The organism is Paenibacillus amylolyticus, from assembly GCF_050990605.1.
Lineage (GTDB): Bacteria > Bacillota > Bacilli > Paenibacillales > Paenibacillaceae > Paenibacillus > Paenibacillus amylolyticus_H.
The window spans coordinates 5751559-5772584 of the sequence record NZ_CP158832.1 but is presented as its reverse complement, the minus strand read 5'-3'; the positions used below and the strand labels follow the sequence as shown (position 1 = coordinate 5772584).

The window sequence follows — 21026 nt, the reverse complement described above, 5'->3', positions numbered from 1 at the left end:
GGAAATGCCGGGATTGTGTCGAAATGATAATGGCTAACTATGCGAGCAGGAAGTGATGATGTGATAGAAATGCAGGACGTGTGGAAGACCTATGCCAATGGGACCCACGCATTACAAGGGGTGTCGGTGAAGATCGACCGCAATGAATTTGTCTATATCGTCGGTCCGTCCGGTGCAGGCAAATCGACATTTATGAAATTGATGTACAGAGAAGAAGTTCCGACCAAAGGACAAATATCCATTAACGGATTTAATATTGGTAAGTTGAAGCCAAGAAAGATTCCTTATGTGCGTCGTAACATCGGCGTTGTGTTCCAGGATTTTCGTCTGCTGCCCCGGATGACAGCATTTGAGAATGTGGCCTTTGCCATGGAAGTTATTGAAGCACCGAAGCGTCATATCAAGAAACGAGTGATGGAAGTACTCGACTTGGTGGGACTGCGGAGCAAGGCAAATCGCGAACCTTCACAGCTCTCAGGCGGGGAACAGCAACGGATTGCCATTGCACGGGCTATCGTCAATAACCCATCGGTTATTATCGCGGACGAGCCTACAGGTAACCTCGATCCGGAGACGTCATGGGGCATTATGCAACTGCTGGATGAGATTAATTTCCGGGGAACAACCATTGTTATGGCGACCCACAACAAAGATATCGTGAATACGATGCGTAAGCGGGTAATCGCGATTGAACGTGGACAGATTGTACGGGATCAGATGAGAGGGGAATACGGTTATGAATTTTAGTACTCTCTTGCGCCATCTGCGGGAGGGATTCAAAAACGTATTCCGCAACGGCTGGATGTCTGTGGCCTCCATCATGTCCATCATTGTGTCGCTATTGATTCTGGGTGTGTTTATGCTGCTGGTGCTTAATGTGAACTCCATGGCGAATCAGGTTGATAGTCAGGTGGAGATCAGCACGTTCCTCGAACTGAATGTGGACGAGAACCTGCGTAACACACTGGAGCAAGAAATCAGCGCGATGCCTGAAGTAAGTGAGATTCGTTTTGTTTCCAAGGAAGAAGGACTCAAGGAGTTCCGTGAGCGTCTTGGAGAGAGTGCAGATAACGTGCTTAGCGGTTTCGATGTGGACAACAACCCACTGCCGGAGACCATTGAAGTTGAGGTCATTGAACCGGAAACCGTCACTTTTGTGGCGCAAAAAATCGAAGCTTTGAACGAAAAACACCCGGAGAAGCCGATCATGAAAGTGAACTATGGCAAGGAAACGGTGGAAGTGTTGTTCAAATTCACGAAACTTGTTCGTAACATCGGATTTATTTTTGTCGGTGGACTGGGTCTCATGTCCATGTTCCTGATCTCAAATACGATTCGCGTAACGATTCTGGCACGTCGCCGGGAGATCGGAATTATGAAGCTGGTTGGCGCAACCAACACCTTTATTCGCTGGCCTTTCTTTATTGAAGGTGCACTCATTGGATTTATTGGCTCGGTCATTACGGTTGGGGTGCTGTTTGTTGGATACAGTCAGTTGATGAAGACGATTGGTCAGGATGTCTTCATGCAGATGCTTAACTTGATTCCGCTCGGCGAAATCTGGCTGCTGTTTGGAACACTGTTGATCGGACTCGGTGTGCTGGTAGGTATTTTGGGAAGTACGCTGTCCATTCGGAAATCACTCAACGTTTAATGTTGTTTTCAACGATCGAATTGCAGAATATGTCGAAAAGAATGGTAAAGCGGGTTCATTAATGGATGCTGTTTGACGATATGTAGGAAAGACGGAGTCGTTTAAGATTGAAGAAAGCAAAGGAACATGCTGTTCACCACCTGTGCAGGTTGCTTTCTTGTGAAATCATAGGATGGGGGATCATCATTTTGAAAAAAACCGCTTCGCTGCTGGCCTTTACGTTATTGGCCAGTTTGACGCTTCAACCTTCTGACGGATATGCCAAGAGTAGCATCAGCGATATTGACAAGCAGATTCAGCAACTGGAGAACAAGGCAGCTACTGCTAAGCAGGAGCAGAAAAAAGCTGCTTCCAACAAAAAGGAAGCTCAGCATTACAAGAACAAAACCAACGCTTATCTGAAGGTTGTCATGGAACAGATCAATGTCGTTAGTGATGAACTGGCCAGCGTATCCTTGCAGATTGAGAACACGGAGGAAGATCTCCGTACAACCAAGAAAGACCTTCAAGCGGCGGAAGAACGTATTGTTGCAAGGGAGAAACTTTTGGAGTCACGCGTGCGTTTGATGTATACGGACGGTGCTGTATCCTATCTGGATGTATTGTTGTCCTCCACCAGCTTCACTGACTTTCTGACCCGTGCGGATTCACTCAAAACGATCGTGGATCAGGATCAGCATTTGCTGGATGAGCACAAAGCGGACAAGCAACTGGTTGTGGACAAAAAGGCAGAACTGGATGTGCAATATGCGGAAGCCAAGAGCCTGTATGCGCAGAAGAAACAGCGCAAGTCCCAATTGAATGAAAAAGAAGCGGAAAAGCAAGTACTTCTCGCTTCATATGATGCTAAAATTGAAGAGTCAGAAGAGCTGACACAAGAGCAGGAAGATGTATTGATGCAGATTGCCAGCAAACGTTCGGCACTTCTTCAAGAGAAAAATAAATTGCGTGAACAGCAAGCAGCCGCAGCGGCCAAAGCAAAAGCCGCAGCAGCTGCCCGGGCGAAAGCTGCAGCCAAGACACCAACCAGAGTCAGCTCGGATAGCAGCAGTGAGGTCACGTATTCATCCGGTAATGGTATCTTCTCAAGACCGGTATCGGGAGGACGTATTTCTTCTCCATTCGGTCCCCGTACCCATCCAATTACGGGTGTAGTGGGTAAGATGCACAATGGTGTTGATTTCGCTGTTCCAACGGGAAGCTCAGTTTATGCGGCTTCTGGCGGAATCGTAATTATGGCTGAATGGTATAGCGGTTATGGCTACACGGTTATTGTGGATCATGGTGGCGGACTATGGACGTTATATGGTCACTTGCGAGAAGGTGGATTCAAAGTCAGCAAGGGAGACACTGTAAGCAAAGGTGATACCATTGCTGAGTCAGGGAATACAGGAAACTCCACGGGACCTCACTTGCACTTTGAAGTAAGAGATAACGGTACCGCGGTAAATCCGATGAACTATTTGTAATTATTGCTCCATTAAACGAATGGAAAAAACATATTCCGTACAAGCTAGACATATACTAAGCTGGCATGTTCAGGGAATGGATCCAAGCAACATTGGAATCGGACACGCTTCAAAACAAAAGGCGGTGACAAACAGATGATGAAAAAAAGATCGGCGCTACTGCTTGTCATTGTGGGTCTCCTGGGTGGTAGTTTGTTAACCCTTGTACTAATGACTTACCCAGGAATAGCGAACCAGACCACAGCTGGTGAGGGTTTGCTAGCCAGTGTAACCGGCAATACACAGCAGAAGAACGATTTGAAGAAGATTGAAACCGCGATGGATTTGATCTCAAGCAACTATTATAAAGACGTGGATCAGACCAAATTAATTGACGGTGCGATCAACGGCATGATGGAATCCCTTGGTGATCCGTACTCCAACTATATGGGGCAGGAAACGGCTGCTCAGTTTGAAGAGTCGATCGAAGGTTCATTTACCGGTATTGGCGCAGAGGTATCCTCACAGGATGGAAACGTCGTTGTTGTTTCCCCAATTAAAGGATCACCTGCCGAGAAAGCGGGTATTCGTGCAAAAGACATGATTATGTCGGTCAACGGCGAATCTCTGCAAGGGTTGGAACTGAACAAGGCTGTTAACAAAATCAGAGGTCCCAAGGGCAGTGAAGCGAAGGTACAGGTCAAACGTGCCGGATCTTCCGAGCTGATTGAATTTGTCATTGTACGCGATGACATTGATCTGGAGACCGTATATGCTCACATGGAGGATGGCGGAGTTGGCGTTATTTCCATTACTCAATTCTCTTTGAACACAGGCGATCGCTTCAAGGAAGAGTTGGCGAAGCTTGAGAAGCAGAATATGAAAGGTCTCGTCATCGACGTACGGAATGACCCGGGCGGTGTCCTGCAAGTTGTTATTGATATTGCGGAACAATTCGTTCCTAAAGGCAAGGTTATTGTGCAAGTTGAAGACAAGAACGGCAAAAAGGAACAAAGCAAATCCAATGGATCAGCCAAAGCTTATCCAGTCACAGTCCTGATGAACAAAGGCAGTGCGAGTGCGTCGGAGATTCTGGCCGGTGCATTGCAACAGTCAGCAGGTGCGAAGTTGATTGGTGAAAATTCCTTTGGTAAAGGAACCGTACAGACGAGTTATGACAAACAGATGGGTGATGGCAGCTTGCTGAAGATCACCATTGCCAAGTGGCTCACGCCGAACGGGGACTGGATTCATGAAAAAGGAATCAAACCGGATATTGCGGTAGACCAACCGGATTATTTCTCGGTGGCACCGATTAACAAAGAGAAGTTACCACTTAAATATGACAGCAATAGCACGGATGTGAAAAGTGCGCAGACGATGCTGAGAGGACTCGATTTCAAACCGGATCGTGTGGACGGATACTACGACCAGAAGACAGAAGAAGCGGTCAAGGCATTCCAGAAGCAAAAAGGCATTCAGGCTACAGGCCAGATTGACGAGAAAACCGCTGAATCACTGGAAGCGGCTCTGATTGAACGTATTGCCAATCCTCAATATGATGCACAGCTGAAACGCGCGATCGAAAATGTCTCAAAGGATATTTCGTCCGCTGTGTCGAAGCCATAAAGAAGGCTGATTTTCAGCCTTCTTTTTTTCTGAAACCGGCTGAAAGAGAGGGGTGAAGAGCCACAATGGAATGGGTATGGCCGTGGTTAACTACATTAGGCGAAGCATTGTTGCAGTTGTTTATTCAGCCGTTTTATTATATTGCGGTGATCCTGATTGCGCTCATTTATCATCGTCAGTTACTGCAGGAGCGTAAATTGTTCCATGTTCGTTTGCAAAGCTCAATAACACAGACGATTCGTGCCGTGCTCGGAGGCATACTCATTGGTACCATCGTCTCGATTGTCTCCCTATTCCTCGGTGCACATCTTACACTGGGAAGCCTGATATGCATATGGGCTGCAACGTTAATTCTATCCTTGTTTCGTATCCGGTATCTGTGTTTTGCCTACGCAGCCGGGTTACTGGGCGTGCTGCAATTTGGTTTGAATCTGGCTTCAGGCTGGCAACCATCGGGCTGGATCGGGAGTATAACGGAGACGCTACGTGCTCTGGACATGCCTGCCCTGCTTGTCTTGGCGGCCCTTCTACATATGGGTGAGGCCCTGTTGGTACGCATGCAGGGGGTATCGATGGCATCACCGCTTCTCTTCGAGGGAAAACGCGGGAAACTGGTTGGTGGATATCAACTGCAACAGTTCTGGGCCATTCCCTTACTGGTTCTTGTGCCGGTCACAGGAGGTGGCGCGGAGCTGGCATGGAATCCACTCATGAATGCAGGTCAGAGTTATATGCTGTTTGCATTGCCCATCATGCTCGGATTTGGTGAAATAACGCAGAGTATGCTGCCAGGACGGAAAGTACAGATCTCGTCCAAACGGTTGATGTTATATGGGACAACCTTGCTGGTATTCAGTTTGCTTGCTGCATGGTGGTCTCCAATCATGGTGGTTGCTGCGCTGATTGCATTTATTGGACATGAGTTCCTGGTATGGTACAGCGCGTTTGAAGAGCAAAACCGCAGTCCGGTATTTGTCCATCCGCAGCATGGGTTGAAAGTATTGGCTGTTATTCCAGAGAGTCCTGCAGCTGATTTGGGGATTGAAGCTGGAGAGACGTTGTACAAGGTGAATGGCAAGTTGGTTCATTCACCGGAAGAGTTACATCGTGCTCTGCGGATGAACCCGGCTTTTTGCAAACTTGAGGTGCGAAATCACCAAGGAGAAAGCAAGTTCATGCAACGAGCGATCTATGAAGGGGAGCATCATCAGCTTGGGGTCATTATGGCACCGGATAATCACGAGGTCTGGGCGATTCGGTTACGTCCACTGACGTTGTTCCACATCATTAACCTCAAATTGCTAGCCCGTCTGAAAAAACCACACAGGGACGAAGCTCCCTTGGCATTACCGCCAGCCCCGGTGGCCAGTGATAAAGGGTCCGTGGAGATGTAACTAGCATACGTGATGAAGTATATTTGCATAATCAAGCCATGAAAAAGGTATTTCCAAGCGCCGTCACAGGCAAGGGAAATACCTTTTTTGTTATTGTTTTAACATAAAGATGGCGATTTGGGTCCGATCACGCAAGCTCAACTTGCCGAGAATATCCGTGACGTAGTTTTTGACCGTGCCTTCACTGAGGAACAATTTGGCGGCAATTTCTTTATTGGATAGTCCTTCCGATATGGCCTCGGCAACCGCTAGCTCCATACGTGTCAGTCCATAAGCTTCGATTGGATTCTGTGTCGGGGGAATTGCAGCGGGACGAAGAAGGCCTGCCAATTTGCGGGCAACATCCGGATGAATTAACATATCACCGTTATGTACGGTCTTGATGCCTTGAATGATCCGCTCGGGGGGCACATTTTTGAGCAAATAACCGCTTGCTCCATTCTGTAATGCCTGGATGATATACTCATCGTCGTCAAACGTAGTCAGCATCAGCACCTGGATTTCAGGAAAACGTGCCTTGATGCGCTTTGTACCTTCGACACCGTCACATTCCGGCATTCGAATATCCATTAAAACCACATCCGCAGGTGTGCCAGCTTCAAGCAGTGCCAGCGCTTCTTGTCCATTTGAGGCTGTGCCTGTAACACGAATGCCGGAGCCCAATCCGAGCAGCACTTTAAGGCTCTCACGAATGAAGTAATCATCGTCTGCGAGAATCAGCCGAATAAGTGGGGGTTGGGCTGAATCATTGTTTTGGTTCACATTATTCCATTCGGACATGAGCACATTCACTTCCTTTTATTAGAGTAGATCCACCTGGTTCGTTATTGGAATGCGTGTAATCACTGTATATGGATAAGCTGATTGGACCTCCAAGGTTCCTCCCACCATTTGTGTCCGCAAACGCATGCCCTCCTGTCCTATGCCATTTCCCTTGGAAGAATGGGGATTAATTTTGCCATCATTACTTACACTCATACAGACTTCCTGAGCCCCGAATACCAACTCCACTGTAATCGAAGAAGCATTTCCGTGACGCAGGGCATTGGTTAAGGCTTCTTTGGCATTTTTGTACAAAACAATCTGTATGCTGGGATACAGCACATGAGATGGACCATGAACTTCATAATTTGTCTTCACGCCGGTATCTCTGCCCACTTCTTCTAGGAGACGATCCAGGGCGTAGGCTTCGGATGCATAGGAATTAGGTTGCAGTTTGTGCAGTGTGCTGCGCATATCATCCATACTATCGGCCAATTGATCGCGAATCTGTCGCACCATTTCCGTTCCTTGTTCCATATTGAGAGGGAGGGTCAGCAGGGCGGCTTCCGACATCATTTTGGTGCGAATCAGTCGATGCCCGATATCGTCATGAAGCTGTCTTGAGATACGGGTACGTTCCTCTGCCTGAGCCGCTCCTTCAAGTTGCTTTGTAAATAACAGCAGCTGCGCACGCGCTTCTTGTAGCTCGTAATGTTTGCTGCGAAGCTCGTCATAGACTTGTTCCAGTTGTCCGCGGCTGCTCGCTGTTCTTGATCCCTGCCAGGACAGAGCGGCTGTGATGAGCAGAAGCAGGTTGCCAAGAACCATCGCAGTTGTCTCTGCGGAGAGTAATGTAGTGGCGGTTGTATTTAGTGTGGTTAACTCTGGCTTCGGTGTCTGTGGGTCAGAATAATGCCAATGCAAAGCGACATTGTTAGCGACAAGCTGAATTGCAAACATCAACCATCTCCGACTTCCCTCCAGTCTGTATATATACACGTAGAGCACAGATAGAGTGAGGAATAGCAGGACGGGTCCATACGAAGCAATCAGCCAACAGCCCCAGAGTATTTCGGCCAGAAGCAACAGCCACTGCTGTGTATTTGAACGAGTGAAATCTTTCGACACGGAGAGTCCAAGCGCAATAATGATATACAGGGTGTAGAGGGCTTCGTTTTCCAAGGGCAACATCAACATGTACAGCACGGCTGGAACGATAATTAATCCATATTGCAGAAACCGCATCGGCATATGTAAATGACATCCTTTATATAAAAAGTGGAGTAGAAAATCTCTCGGTAATGCGCCCTTGATTATACCACAAGCAGCAATCGAATCAGGAGATGACTTAAGTCACCTTCGATTCATGACTTTTCGTACCTTCGCCATAGACGACGATCCGTTACAATACAAATATGAAATTCAGCGGCAAAGGCCGAAACGGAAGAGGGGCGTAAAAGGGATGGGGATACTTGAAGTGAATCATGTTGTGAAACGATATGGCAGCAGGCTGTCCGTGGATCATTTGAACCTGAGTGTTGGCAAAGGCGAAATTTTTGGATTGCTCGGTCCCAACGGAGCAGGGAAAAGTACCACCATCAGCATGATTGCAGGACTTCTGAACATGGATCAGGGTGAAATCAGATTAGATGGAATATCGGTCAAAGAGCGACCACTTGAAGTGAAGCGCAAGATTGGACTGGTTCCGCAGGATCTGGCTTTATACGAAACGATGACGGCTGCGGAGAATGTAACTTTTTTTGCCCGGCTGTATGGACTGCGTGGGAAATTGCTTAAGGAGAGGGTACAGGAATCTCTTGATTTTGTAGGGTTACAGGATAAAGCAAAGGATGCCCCCGCGACCTTCTCCGGCGGTATGAAACGCAGGTTAAACATCGCATGTGCGATTACACATCGCCCGGATCTCATTATTATGGATGAACCGACAGTGGGCATTGATCCGCAATCGCGGAACCATATTCTCGAATCGGTACGCACACTTAATAAGATGGGTTCAACGATTATATATACAAGTCACTACATGGAGGAAGTGGCGGCGATTAGTCACCGGGTTGCGATTATGGATCAGGGGCGAATCATTGCCTGTGGAACTGAAGCAGAGCTGAGAGAACGGGTAGCATCGGAGGAAAAAGTAGTGCTATCCACTTCCGGTATTGGTCCCGGCGTCGTGGAAGAACTCAAACTTCACCCTCGCGTGCGATCGGTAGAAGTTTCAGAGAATACACTGACCATTACGCTGCCTTCGGCACAGCAGGATCTCCAGGATCTGCTCTTCATTTGCAGCAAACATGAATTATCCATTCAGTCGCTCAAGGTCGAAGAGCCTGATCTGGAAACGTTGTTCCTCAATCTGACCGGGCGTACGCTTCGGGACTAGGGGGGCAAGAGATGATTATATGGCATATTTGCATCTTTGAGTTAAGACGTATTCTTAAGATTCGATCTGTGGTGTTGAACTTGTTCATTCTGCCATTGTTACTGATTTTTATATTGGGCACGGCCCTTTCCAGTACAATGGGGACGGCGGAAGATGTCATTCCGGATTCAGTACGCGTAGGGATAATCCATATGAATTCGGAATCAGGCGGAGGATCAGATACGGTTAGTCAAGCGTTGGATTCATTTGTGAATGCTACACCCGTAGCTGAGATGATCAAGGTGCAGAACTTTAAGACAGAAGAAGAGGCTGTCCATTCATTGCGTACCGATAAGCTCGACTTTGCTGTAATGATTCCTTCGGATTTTGAGCAAAACGTGAGGATGGGGAAAGAGGCTCGGTTAAAATGGATACGTGGGAAGGACAGCACGCTTAATACCTTGGGCGAAACCGTGTTCACACGTTTTACGGATGAATGGAATCGACAGATGGCGATTACCAAAGTACTGGGTCCGGAAGTGACTGCTGCCATGACCTCTGGCCTGGATTCTAATGGAGCGGACTCGACTTTCGTTACTGTCAGTAATCCCGGAAAAACAGGTACGTCCTATAGCGCCTCCCAATACTATGCAGCATCCATGCTGGCGATGTTCATGTTGTACTCGGGTATGACAACAAGTACCAGCCTTTTTGGAGAGCGTGATAACCGAACGCTGATCCGCCTTCAGGCTGCGCCGATAGGTAACGGAGTGATCTTTGCTGGCAAAATTGCAGGAAATAGTCTGCTCGCTTTTTTACAAGCAACAACGATTATACTAATGACGTATTGGTTCTACGGTGTAGATTGGGGAACGCATCCTTGGTATATTGTGCTGACTTGTGTAGGAATCACATTGGCGTCCATGACCCTTGGTGTAATCGTGGCAATGGTATGCAAAAGTACGGCATCGGCCAGTGCAGCCCTTCAAGGTATCATCGTTGCCATGACATTTATCAGCGGAGGTTTCATGCCTATTCCGATTGATTTTGTACAACGACTTAGCCAATTTACGGTTAACCACTGGGCGCTCCAGAGTTTTCTGCGAATGATGCTGGATGCACCTGTAAGCGAGATTGTATATAGCATTCTGATGTTAGGCGTGGTATGTGCTGTATTACTGGCTATCTCAGGATTAATCTATAGAAAGGCAGGATACCGGTATGAATAGTCTACACATCGCCTGGTTGATGATTAGACGTACACTTGGCCGTAAAATGGGCTTCATTACGTTTCTACTTCTGCCTTGCCTGGTGGTCACAGGGGCGGTTGCTCTTTTTGGAAACGAGCAGAGTGCACGTACTATTATTCCCTATGTCAATGAAGATGGAGGGGCAGCAGGAGCATGGATGATTCAAGAACTTGCTGGCAAAGAGGAGTATCTGCTCAAGCCGATGACTAACGAAGCAGAAGTGAAGGAAGCCATCGCTCAGCAAAAAGGCACTTCAGGCATCATTATTCCGGAGGGCTATACGGAAGATCTGTTACAAGGCAAGGCAGCCGACATTCAACTGGTGGAGCTGCGGATCAGCGAAGCATCCTACACACTGCGAGCAGCAGTTGAAGGTTTGACGAGCGGATTGCATCAGTCTGCTTCAGCTGTTAAGGTGGCGGCAGGGCCTGTCTCAAGTGAGACTGATAAACTATCGAGTATACAGAAGCGATTTGAACAGCTTTTACAGGAAATAGGAAAGCATCAGGTAGCGGGTGAAGTCACCGCTCTGCAGATCTATCCCAAGACAGGCCTGAGCAATGTGACTGGATTTACGATCATGTTTATGATGGGTCTGCTGACCAGTGCAGTGGCGGTGATCATGGAAGATCGCAGGAAACGTACCATGGCCAGAGTATATACGGCACCTGTCCGTGCCTATGAGATTGCGCTTGGTAATTTCCTGGGCAGCTTTGTCATTGGTATGATTCAGATTGTAATCGTACTGGGAGTCAGCAGGTGGCTGATTCATTATGATGCCGGTATTCCTTTTGGTATTCATTTCATCATCTTGGCAGCATTCATGCTGGTCTCCATGGGGCTCGCAAGTACCGTGGCAGGGTTAATCCGTAATCCGAAAAATGCGAATATGCTCAATTCACTTGTCATTATGCCAACCTGCATGATAGGGGGTTGTTTCTGGCCGATCTCATTAATGCCTGATTATATGCAAAAGCTTGCCAACTTTGTTCCGCAGAAATGGGCGATTCAGGCGGTGGAGACAATCTCGGCTGGCGGTACGTTATCAGATATTACACTGCCATTATTAATTTTGTTTGGCATGGCTGCCATTTTGCTGACTGTAGGCTCTGCAATTCTGCGTCCTAGCCAGCCAGGAGTAGAGGCATAAGCTATAGATCAAGAGAAGTTTTGGAGTGCTAGTCTCACTCTAAAAGGGTAATAAAAAGCACGTACTACCTGAGTTTGATTCAGGAAGTACGTGCTTTTTGTTTAAAATGAAGAATGAAAAGTGTTAATGATGCATTACGCGAGATATTGCTGATTAGGGTTGGAGTTGACGCAGGACCGTTATTTCCACCCGACGGTTCTTTTGTCTTCCGGCTGCTGTGGTGTTGTCACCCGTTGGGCGAGTATCCGCATATCCGGCATACTGGAATCCGTCCGGGTTAAGCTTCTCTGTATCGAGAAAGAATCGCAATACAGACAGTGCACGTTCCCCGGAAAGCTGCCAGTTATCGGTATAGGCGGAGTTTGCTCCGACAGGAACGTTATCGGTATGACCCTCAATGCTGACAACGGTATTCAGATCACGGAACAGGCTGGCAAGTTTACTGAGTGTTGGCGCTGCACCGTCCTTTAGAGCGGCCTGTCCCTGATCAAACAGGAAGCGGTCACTAAGTGTAATGGATAGGCCTTGCGGCTTGTCCGCAACAAAAATCTGATTTTCCAGTTTATTATCCTCGATATATTGGGTAATCACATTGAACAGATTTTGCAATTCCTGTTCCTGTGATCTGAATTGTTCTTCCCGTTCCGTGAGGGGCTTGTCATCATCGTCTGGCGTTGCAGTTCCGGAATCGGAAGGGTTTCCTTCACCTTTTGAAGAATCTTCACCTTGAATTCCGGATGGCGGAGTCTCTGTAATCGTTTGACCAGGCTTCTCACCAAGTCCCTTACCCAGCTCAAGGATCGAGTCGGATGAATTAAATGTATTTTGTAACGATTGCGTAACGACGTCATATTTACCAGAATCCAGATTGCTCATGGCATACATGATGACAAAAAAGATCAGAAGCAAAGTGATGAGATCAGCATAAGTAATCATCCAGCGATCCCGATGATCGATCGTTTCACGTTTTCCGCGCCGTTTACTGCGCCGACTCATCCAATCCCTCCTTTGCTAGGGGGCGTATATGCTGACGATGCGTGAGGGTGAAAGATTCCAGCCTTTTGCGTACAAGCTGGGGATTCTCACCGTTCTGAATGGCAAGTACACCTTCGAGAAGCATCTCCATCGTCTGCACTTCATCAGCACCTCTGGATTTGATCTTGGAGGCAATGGGCAAAAAGATAAGATTGGCACTGGCGACCCCATACAGGGTTGCAGTAAAGGCAACAGCGATGGCAGGTCCGAGTCCGGTGGGATCGGTCAAACTGCCGAGGACCTGAATAAGTCCCATCACGGTCCCGATGATTCCCATGGTTGGGGCATAACCACCAGCAGATTCGAAAATTTTGGCATAGCCCTCATGTTTTTGTTCAATAGAGTCAATCTCCATCTCCAGGATCTGGCGAACCACATCCTGATCGGTACCATCAACAACCATCTGAATACCGTCTTGTAAAAATGGATGCGGATGATCCATAACTTTGCGTTCCAGTGCTAGCACACCTGAGCGGCGTGCGATCGAAGACATCTCGACCAATTCTTCAACCCACAAGCCTGATTCATTATTGTGACGTCCAAAAGCCATACGCAGGGCAGCTGGAATCGTACGAAGGCGATGCGCCGGGAAACTGGCAACCACAGCAGCAATTGTTCCACCGAATACAATTAAAGCAGCCGTTTTTTGCAGGAGACCGGACAATTGGCCGCCTTCCCACAAAAAACCGCTAATGACTGCGGCAATTCCGGCAATAATACCGATAAGTGTCGCAATATCCATAAATTAACCCACTCCTATCTTCATTTCACGTTTGCATCACTAAAACGAACGAGGTATAATTAAACGGGAACAAATATTCCTATTACTATAAGTTTTCCCATATGAAAATTCGGGGAACTTCGACAATATATAGTGACTATTATTTTAGACGATAGGGTGAGATACGGCAATGAGCGATATTATAATGAGCGACAAAACGTTCGAAATCGAATCAGAGTTTTCTCCCCAAGGTGATCAGCCTGCAGCCATTAAAGAATTGGTGAAGGGTGTTCAGGAGGGGAAGAGGTATCAGACACTGCTGGGTGCGACGGGTACGGGTAAGACGTTTACGATAGCCCAGACGATAGCCCAATTGCAACGTCCAACGCTGATTATTGCACACAACAAGACGTTGGCAGCGCAGCTTGCAAGTGAGTTCAAAGATTTTTTTCCTAATAACATGGTTGAGTATTTCGTCAGTTATTACGATTATTTTCAGCCAGAAGCATATATTCCGTCCTCCGATACGTATATCGAGAAGGATTCAAGTATTAATGAAGAGATCGACAAACTGCGGCACGCAGCGACAAGTTCGTTGTTTGAGCGCAGGGACGTCATTATTGTAGCGAGTGTATCCTGCATTTATGGTTTGGGTTCGCCACACTCGTATTCAAGCATGTTGCTGTCCCTTCGGGTAGGCATGGAGAAACCGCGCAATCAGATTTTGTCCCGTCTGGTAGAGATCCAGTATCAGCGGAACGATATTAACTTTGTGCGGGGGACGTTCCGTGTTCGCGGGGATGTTGTTGAGATTTTCCCTGCTTCCAAGGGCGAACATGCAATTCGGGTTGAATTGTTCGGTGATGAGATCGAGAAAATTACGGAGATTGATGTGTTAACCGGAGAACTGATTGGCGAACGTGAACATATTGCTATCTTCCCGGCATCTCACTTCGTAACGCAAGAAGAGACGATGAAGGTTGCGCTGGTGAACATTGAGCGTGAACTGGAGGAACGTCTTGAAGTGCTGCGTGAACAAGGGAAACTGCTGGAGGCTCAGCGACTGGAGCAGCGCACACGTTACGATATCGAGATGATGAAGGAAGTTGGATTCTGTTCGGGGATTGAGAACTATTCCGGTCCGTTGACTTTCCGCGAACGCGGTGATACCCCATACACACTGATGGATTACTTCCCGGATGACATGTTGATCGTGGTCGATGAATCTCACGTGACTTTGCCACAGATCCGTGCGATGTACAATGGTGACCAAGCGCGGAAGACGGTATTGGTTGAACATGGTTTCCGCCTGCCGTCAGCACTGGATAATCGTCCGCTCAAATTCGAAGAGTTCGAAGGCAAGATGGATCAGATTATCTATGTCTCAGCCACACCGGGTCCGTATGAGATTGAGCATACCGACACGATGGTGCAACAGATTATCCGTCCAACCGGTCTGCTTGATCCAATTATTGAACTGCGTCCAACGAAGGGACAGATCGATGACTTGATCGGTGAGATTAACGACCGGATTGCCAAAGATGAGCGTGTGTTGATTACAACATTAACGAAGAAGATGTCCGAGGACCTGACGGATTATCTGAAGGAAGTTGGAATTAAGGTTCGTTATCTGCACTCCGAGATCAAAACGTTGGAACGGATGGCGATTTTACGTGATCTAAGGTTGGGAGTTTTCCATGTGCTAATCGGAATCAACTTGCTCCGGGAAGGTCTCGATCTGCCCGAAGTATCCCTCGTAGCTATACTGGATGCCGATAAGGAAGGATTCCTGCGTTCCGAACGCTCACTGATCCAAACGATTGGTCGTGCAGCACGGAACAGTGAGGGTCGCGTTATTCTATATGGTGACAAAGTGACCGATTCGATGGATAAGGCGATAAAGGAAACCGAGCGTCGCCGTGCAATCCAGATCGAGTACAACGAGAAGCATGGAATTACACCACAGACGATTCGCAAAAAAGTGCGTGATGTAATTGAGGCAACCAAAGTTGCCGAATCCAAGAAAGACTATCTCACAGGCGCTGCCGAGAAGATGTCGAAGAAGGATCGCCAGGCGCTTATTCAGCGCCTAGAGGTAGAGATGAAAGATGCAGCGAAAAACCTGCAGTTTGAGCGTGCTGCCGAGCTTCGCGATGCGTTGTTGGAACTTCGCGCTGAATAAGATACAGCTCATTCATATGCTCCAGTTAAGATGGATCTGTAACAAGAGAACGGCCAATTGGCCGTTCTCTTGTTGAGTAAGGAAATCGTCCATATCTACCGATAATAAGTGATGTTGAAATCTTGAAATCAGGTCTACACTGATAGAAATGTTGAAATTGGTTAAAAGGTTTATAGGAAAGCAATTGGGAGTCGTGTCCCCAGGGAGCCAAGCGAAGGCAATGGCGACCTTGCCGCGAACGTGGCGAAGCCGAGAGCGTCACCTCGCATTAGAGCGGTCCCATAAGGTTCCGGCAATAGGCCGGAATCTTATGGGAAACAGCGGGCACACGACAACCCTTCACATAGCAAGACCCGACCCCTCACCGTTGCACCGCTTGTTTCGGGTGTCCAGAGGGCTGCGCCCTCTGGGGCCCTCCCTTGGAAGGGAGGGTTTGGGAGGGATCAAAAAGCAAGGTTTGGATTAGTAAATTTGAGAGGATGAATACTATTGGCGAGTGATAACATTGTCATTAAAGGCGCACGAGCGCATAACCTGAAAAATATCGACATTACCATCCCGCGTGACCGCTTTGTTGTATTGACCGGCCTGAGTGGCTCAGGCAAGTCCTCGCTGGCTTTTGACACCATCTATGCCGAAGGACAGCGACGGTATGTCGAATCATTGTCAGCTTACGCACGCCAGTTTCTGGGACAGATGGAGAAACCGGATGTTGATTCCATCGAAGGATTGTCTCCTGCCATTTCAATTGATCAGAAAACAACAAGCCGTAACCCGCGTTCCACAGTGGGAACCGTAACCGAAATTTATGATTACCTGCGTCTGTTATTTGCACGTGTGGGCCATCCACATTGTCCGGACCATGGCGTGGAGATCAGCTCCCAAACGGTAGAACAAATGGTTGACCGTATTATGCAATATCCGGAGCGGACCCGGTTGCAGATTTTGGCACCCATTATTTCGGGTCGTAAGGGTGAGCACAAAAGTGTGTTTTCCGATGTGTCCAAACAGGGTTTTGTCCGTGTACGGGTGAATGGGGAATTGCGTGACCTGTCAGAAGATATTCAATTGGAGAAAAACAAAAAGCATACCATTGAAGTCGTTGTTGACCGGATCGTCGTTAAAGATGATGTACAGGCGCGTCTGGCCGACTCTATTGAAACAGCACTTAATTTGTCCGGTGGACAACTCCTGGTGGACATTATGGGTGAAGAAGAACTGCGCTTCAGTTCCAACTTTGCCTGCCCGGTGTGTGGATTCAGTATTGAAGAGCTTGCACCACGGATGTTCTCATTTAACAGCCCTTTCGGGGCTTGCCCGGATTGTGATGGATTAGGTGTCAAGATGATCGTTGACCCTGACCTGCTCGTACCTGACCGGACTAAGACCATCGAAGATGGAGCTTTTGATGCCTGGACAGGTGGAACATCCACCTATTATCCGCAGTTCCTGAAGTCAGTATGTGAGCACTTCAACATTCCGCAAAATGTACCTGTCGAAGATCTGCCCGCCGAGCAGATGAACAAGTTGTTGCAGGGAACAGGTACGGAGAAAATCCGCTTCCGTTATGAGAATGATTTTGGACAACGGAAGGAAGCGCTGGTTACCTTTGAAGGTATCGTGAATAATCTGGAGCGTCGTTATCGTGATACAGCATCTGAAGGTATCCGTGAATTTATTGAGGGTTACATGAGTGCGAAGCCTTGTGGTACATGTAAAGGTCAGCGTCTGAAACGCGAGAGTCTTGCGGTTACGATTAATGATCACAACATGGCCTATGTGACTAGTTTGTCCATTGGTGAAGCTGGCCGATTCTTCGATACATTGGAATTGACGGAGAAAGAGCAGACGATTGCCAAACTGATTTTAAAAGAAATCAACAGCCGTCTCGGCTTCCTAGTGAACGTTGGTCTGGATTACCTTACACTGAGTCGTGCTGCCGGAACATTGTCCGGTGGGGAAGCTCAGCGGATCAGATTGGCTACACAGATCGGTTCCAGCCTGATGGGTGTGCTGTATATTCTGGATGAGCCGAGTATCGGTCTGCATCAACGGGATAATGACCGTCTGATCTCAACGCTTGCACATATGCGCGACATTGGTAATACGTTGATCGTGGTTGAACATGATGAGGATACGATGATGGCTGCCGACTATATTATCGATATTGGTCCTGGTGCAGGTATCCACGGAGGTACCATCATGTCACAAGGTACGCCGGAAGAGATCATGAACGATGAGAACTCCTTAACCGGTCAATATCTGAGTGGTCGCAAATTCATTCCAATTCGTACAGAGCGCCGTAGTGTAGGAGACCGCTGGTTGGAAGTGCGCGGAGCCAAAGAAAATAACCTTAAGAATCTGAACGTGAAGATTCCAGTGGGTGTATTTACTGCGGTAACGGGTGTATCTGGCTCAGGTAAATCCACATTGATCAATGAGATCCTGTACAAAACACTGGCACGTGATTTGAACCGTGCTAAGGTACGTCCGGGTCAGCATAAAGAGATTCGTGGTCTGGAGCATATTGATAAAGTTATCGATATTGACCAGTCGCCAATTGGGCGGACACCACGTTCCAACCCGGCTACGTATACAGGAGTCTTTGATGATATCCGGGATCTGTTTGCTCAGACGAATGAAGCCAAGGTACGTGGATACAAGAAAGGCCGATTCAGCTTTAATATCAAAGGCGGACGCTGTGAAGCCTGCCGTGGAGACGGCATTATCAAGATCGAGATGCACTTCTTGCCGGACGTTTATGTCCCTTGTGAAGTCTGCAAAGGCAAACGATACAATCGGGAAACGCTTGAAGTGAAATATAAAAACAGAAATATTTCCGATGTGCTGGAAATGACGGTTGAAGATGCAACCCAGTTCTTCGAGAACATTCCGAAGATCCATCGCAAAATGCAGACACTAATGGATGTGGGTCTGGGTTATATCAATCTGGGACAACCTGCAACAACTTTGTCTGGTGGCGAAGCGCAACGGGTGAAGCTGGCTTCCGAGCTGTATCGCCGCAGTACAGGGAAAACCATCTACATCCTCGATGAACCGACGACCGGTTTACATGTCGATGATATCGACCGTTTGCTGAACGTATTGCACCGTCTGGTTGATTCAGGGGAATCAGTCTTGGTGATTGAGCATAACCTGGATGTAATCAAAACGGCAGACTATGTTGTTGATCTGGGTCCGGAAGGCGGTAGCGGTGGAGGAACCATTGTTGCAACGGGAACCCCTGAGGATATCATTAAAGTGGAAGCTTCCTATACTGGAAAGTACTTGAAGCCGGTTCTGGAGCGGGATACCGAGCGGAGCAAGGCACTGCAATTGGTGGACTAAGGTCCTCTAACCCGTAGTTATATCAATATGAAGTGGCAGTATTGGCCCTTCTTTTCGAAAAGGTTGAGACGTTGGATTACGATCTGATGTGCGCTGCTTCCGAGAAGAAGGGCTTTTCCTTTTGAGTTATGCACAGTGTTTCCTTCGGACTAAGGTTGTTTCGTGAAAGTGTTTACATATGCATGATGACGAGCATTACAGGAATATTCAGCCAAATTGTCTTTTTTTCATTTTTATGGATGATAGGGCTTGCATTACAAGCAGGGTACAGATAACATAGAGGAAGATATTAGGGTATGCGTTAGCTATTCAACTATGGTAAGGAGGTCTGTCTATCCATGCTGTTTGCAGAAGCTGCCACGGCGAGTACATCGAATTTTAATGCATTTGATATTTTTGTCCTCCTATTTACGATCCTGATCTTCATCGGAGTCGTTCGGCTTCTTCGGGCACCGAAGAAGAATCTGTTTGCGATCGGATTTGCAGTAGTCAGCCTACTGGTATTTCTGATGACGGACTATGCGATGATAACCGGTTGGTTTGCTCAGTAGGAAGCGCTTATTTCGGCTGAATTCCAACTTCGATGCTGATGATGCCACTAGGCATGATTCGTAATCAAAAGCGGACTTTTTGAACAACCTCTAATAGAAGAGGTATGAAGGAACACTTTCCAGGGGAGACATGGAGGGTGTTTTTTCGTTTATATCGAACGATTGAACAAGATTCTACCTTCTCTACTAAAATAGGACTTAAAACAATTGTATATCCAGATTTTGTATGATACATTGAAGGATACCGGAATTGCAGATGAGAGAAAGAGAGAATAGATTCAGCGATGAATCCGATGTCGAGTCGCGCAAGAAGGATGTATAGAGAGGGTCAGGTGAGAATATGAGCGTGTTGGGTAAAAAGGGAATAGCCATACTGATGGCTGCTGTACTCTCGATTAGTGTAGCGGCAACGGCCGGTGCAGCTGAATCCAAAGCGGCGATGCAAGCGAAAGTGGTAGACGGTCAAGTCTATGTGAACACCAAGGATCTGCTCAAGGCGGTTGGTGGAAGTGGACAATATGATGCCAAATCTGGAACGTACACGTACAAGGGAAGTGAAGCCATCCCCAAAGTGATCGAAAAGGTATCTCCTTCGGTTGTAGGCATTATTGGGAAATCTACCGAACTGCAGGAAGGCGCATCATCAGACGACCGCTATAATCTTGCACATGGTACAGGTCTCATTATTCGGTCCAATGGATGGATCGTAACAAATGCTCACGTTGTGGATGGATTAATAAACCCGGTGGTCGTAACAACGGATGGAAATACATACAAAATTACGAAAACATACAGTGATGCACTCAGTGATCTGGCGTTAATCAAAATCAATGCCAAATCACTCAAACCGGCGAACTTCGCCAAAGCTTCACAAACCACTGTTGGAGAAACGGTGATTGCCTTGGGTACGCCGATTTCCTTTTCTTTGCGCAACTCGGCAACGGTAGGCGTAATTAGCGGATTGAATCGTGGTGTTGAGGCGACCTACCGGTTGATTCAGACCGACACGGCCATTAACCCAGGAAATAGCGGAGGACCGCTGGTCAACCTGAAGGGTGAAGTCGTTGGTATCAATTCTATGAAATTTTCTGCGGTTGGCATAGAGAGTTTGGGATTTTCGATTCCGGTGGATACCGTTCAATATATCATCGATCAGTTTTTTAAATATGGCAAAATAAAACGTGCAAGTCTGGGGCTGCAGCTGGAAGAAAGCTGGTCTGCGATTGTGGCCCTGCCTACAGATGATCCATTAACGATTACGGGCGTGCTATCTCCTGAAGCGAAGAAAGCCAAAATCAAAGAGGGCGACTTCATCTATAGTGTGGCAGGTACACGAGTCTCCTCCGTAGTAGATATCAATGAGCTGCTCAAAACGTATCTGCCTGGGCAAAAGGTAAAGCTGTTGATGCAAACGGATGGTGATATCGTCACCCGCACGTTAGTGCTTGCTGATCGCGCAGACATCGTAGACGAGGAAGATGAAGCGTTCTTTGCAGATGAAGAAAAATAAAGCCCGGCGATCAGC

The 21026-nt window shown here is 47.5% G+C and carries 16 protein-coding genes; 12 read left to right on the top strand and 4 right to left on the bottom strand.

The window, feature by feature from the left end; all coding sequences use genetic code 11:
- The first annotated feature begins 60 nt into the window (after positions 1-60).
- From ftsE to ABTV53_RS25380, 5 genes are all read left to right on the top strand, one after another.
- Entirely contained in the window at positions 61-747 is a 687-nt protein-coding gene (ftsE, locus tag ABTV53_RS25400; RefSeq protein ID WP_024631580.1) for a cell division ATP-binding protein FtsE, read from the top strand.
- Positions 737-1654, top strand: coding sequence for a permease-like cell division protein FtsX (gene ftsX, locus ABTV53_RS25395; protein ID WP_091013078.1), 918 nt, complete (start codon positions 737-739; stop codon positions 1652-1654). The genes ftsE and ftsX overlap by 11 nt, the downstream gene beginning before the upstream one ends.
- 188 nt (positions 1655-1842) lie before the next feature.
- On the top strand, positions 1843-3123 hold the full coding sequence (locus tag ABTV53_RS25390) for a murein hydrolase activator EnvC family protein (RefSeq protein ID WP_433747729.1): 1281 nt from the start codon (positions 1843-1845) through the stop codon (positions 3121-3123).
- 135 nt (positions 3124-3258) lie between these two features.
- Positions 3259-4731 (top strand): S41 family peptidase, encoded by a 1473-nt coding sequence (locus ABTV53_RS25385; protein ID WP_433747726.1) that lies wholly within the window; start codon positions 3259-3261, stop codon positions 4729-4731.
- A 65-nt stretch (positions 4732-4796) separates the two neighbouring features.
- Positions 4797-6125, top strand: coding sequence for a PDZ domain-containing protein (locus ABTV53_RS25380; RefSeq protein ID WP_433747723.1), 1329 nt, complete (start codon positions 4797-4799; stop codon positions 6123-6125).
- Between the two features lie 90 nt (positions 6126-6215).
- On the opposite strand, the gene ABTV53_RS25375 is transcribed toward ABTV53_RS25380, so the two are convergent.
- Together ABTV53_RS25375 and ABTV53_RS25370 are read right to left on the bottom strand one after the other, a co-directional pair.
- Positions 6216-6905 carry a response regulator transcription factor gene (locus ABTV53_RS25375; RefSeq protein WP_433747720.1) on the bottom strand — a complete coding sequence of 230 codons (690 nt, stop codon included), beginning with the start codon at positions 6903-6905 and terminating at the stop codon, positions 6216-6218.
- 21 nt (positions 6906-6926) lie between these two features.
- Positions 6927-8138: a sensor histidine kinase gene (locus ABTV53_RS25370; protein WP_433747718.1), complete on the bottom strand. Its 1212-nt coding sequence runs from the start codon at positions 8136-8138 to the stop codon at positions 6927-6929.
- Between the two features lie 211 nt (positions 8139-8349).
- On the opposite strand from ABTV53_RS25370, the gene ABTV53_RS25365 reads away from it, so the two are divergent.
- Genes ABTV53_RS25365 through ABTV53_RS25355 form a run of 3 tightly spaced genes read left to right on the top strand, consistent with a single transcriptional unit; the run spans position 8350 to position 11664 of the window.
- Complete coding sequence (locus ABTV53_RS25365) at positions 8350-9285, top strand: ABC transporter ATP-binding protein (protein ID WP_433747715.1); 936 nt, start codon at positions 8350-8352, stop codon at positions 9283-9285.
- Between the two features lie 11 nt (positions 9286-9296).
- Entirely contained in the window at positions 9297-10493 is a 1197-nt protein-coding gene (locus tag ABTV53_RS25360; RefSeq protein WP_433747712.1) for an ABC transporter permease, read from the top strand.
- Positions 10486-11664: an ABC transporter permease gene (locus ABTV53_RS25355; RefSeq protein WP_433747709.1), complete on the top strand. Its 1179-nt coding sequence runs from the start codon at positions 10486-10488 to the stop codon at positions 11662-11664. The genes ABTV53_RS25360 and ABTV53_RS25355 overlap by 8 nt, the downstream gene beginning before the upstream one ends.
- Positions 11665-11817: 153 nt before the next feature.
- Here ABTV53_RS25355 and ABTV53_RS25350 read toward each other — a convergent pair whose 3' ends face one another.
- Positions 11818-12660, bottom strand: coding sequence for a flagellar motor protein MotB (locus ABTV53_RS25350; RefSeq protein ID WP_433747706.1), 843 nt, complete (start codon positions 12658-12660; stop codon positions 11818-11820).
- On the bottom strand, positions 12644-13441 hold the full coding sequence (locus ABTV53_RS25345; RefSeq protein ID WP_315937686.1) for a flagellar motor protein: 798 nt from the start codon (positions 13439-13441) through the stop codon (positions 12644-12646). The genes ABTV53_RS25350 and ABTV53_RS25345 overlap by 17 nt, the downstream gene beginning before the upstream one ends.
- Before the next feature lie 169 nt (positions 13442-13610).
- On the opposite strand from ABTV53_RS25345, the gene uvrB reads away from it, so the two are divergent.
- The 4 genes from uvrB (at position 13611) to ABTV53_RS25325 (ending at position 21011) form a co-directional block, all read left to right on the top strand.
- Entirely contained in the window at positions 13611-15602 is a 1992-nt protein-coding gene (uvrB, locus tag ABTV53_RS25340; RefSeq protein WP_091013102.1) for an excinuclease ABC subunit UvrB, read from the top strand.
- Positions 15603-16091: 489 nt separating this feature from the next.
- On the top strand, positions 16092-18950 hold the full coding sequence (gene uvrA / locus ABTV53_RS25335; protein WP_433747702.1) for an excinuclease ABC subunit UvrA: 2859 nt from the start codon (positions 16092-16094) through the stop codon (positions 18948-18950).
- Between the two features lie 338 nt (positions 18951-19288).
- Positions 19289-19501, top strand: coding sequence for a hypothetical protein (locus ABTV53_RS25330; protein WP_433747700.1), 213 nt, complete (start codon positions 19289-19291; stop codon positions 19499-19501).
- A 340-nt stretch (positions 19502-19841) separates the two neighbouring features.
- Positions 19842-21011, top strand: a complete 1170-nt coding sequence (locus ABTV53_RS25325) for a S1C family serine protease (RefSeq protein ID WP_433747699.1) — start codon at positions 19842-19844, stop codon at positions 21009-21011.
- Positions 21012-21026: the final 15 nt, after the last annotated feature.

Bases quoted from the DNA above. Each gene is read 5' to 3' on its own strand.
- ftsX (WP_091013078.1), top strand. From the start codon at position 737: ATGAATTTTAGTACTCTCTTGCGCCATCTGCGGGAGGGATTCAAAAAC.
- ABTV53_RS25385 (WP_433747726.1), top strand. From the start codon at position 3,259: ATGATGAAAAAAAGATCGGCGCTACTGCTTGTCATTGTGGGTCTCCTG.
- ABTV53_RS25380 (WP_433747723.1), top strand. From the start codon at position 4,797: ATGGAATGGGTATGGCCGTGGTTAACTACATTAGGCGAAGCATTGTTG.
- ABTV53_RS25375 (WP_433747720.1), bottom strand. From the start codon at position 6,905: ATGTCCGAATGGAATAATGTGAACCAAAACAATGATTCAGCCCAACCC.
- ABTV53_RS25370 (WP_433747718.1), bottom strand. From the start codon at position 8,138: ATGCCGATGCGGTTTCTGCAATATGGATTAATTATCGTTCCAGCCGTG.
- ABTV53_RS25365 (WP_433747715.1), top strand. From the start codon at position 8,350: ATGGGGATACTTGAAGTGAATCATGTTGTGAAACGATATGGCAGCAGG.
- ABTV53_RS25360 (WP_433747712.1), top strand. From the start codon at position 9,297: ATGATTATATGGCATATTTGCATCTTTGAGTTAAGACGTATTCTTAAG.
- ABTV53_RS25355 (WP_433747709.1), top strand. From the start codon at position 10,486: ATGAATAGTCTACACATCGCCTGGTTGATGATTAGACGTACACTTGGC.
- ABTV53_RS25350 (WP_433747706.1), bottom strand. From the start codon at position 12,660: ATGAGTCGGCGCAGTAAACGGCGCGGAAAACGTGAAACGATCGATCAT.
- ABTV53_RS25345 (WP_315937686.1), bottom strand. From the start codon at position 13,441: ATGGATATTGCGACACTTATCGGTATTATTGCCGGAATTGCCGCAGTC.
- uvrB (WP_091013102.1), top strand. From the start codon at position 13,611: ATGAGCGATATTATAATGAGCGACAAAACGTTCGAAATCGAATCAGAG.
- ABTV53_RS25330 (WP_433747700.1), top strand. From the start codon at position 19,289: ATGCTGTTTGCAGAAGCTGCCACGGCGAGTACATCGAATTTTAATGCA.
- ABTV53_RS25325 (WP_433747699.1), top strand. From the start codon at position 19,842: ATGAGCGTGTTGGGTAAAAAGGGAATAGCCATACTGATGGCTGCTGTA.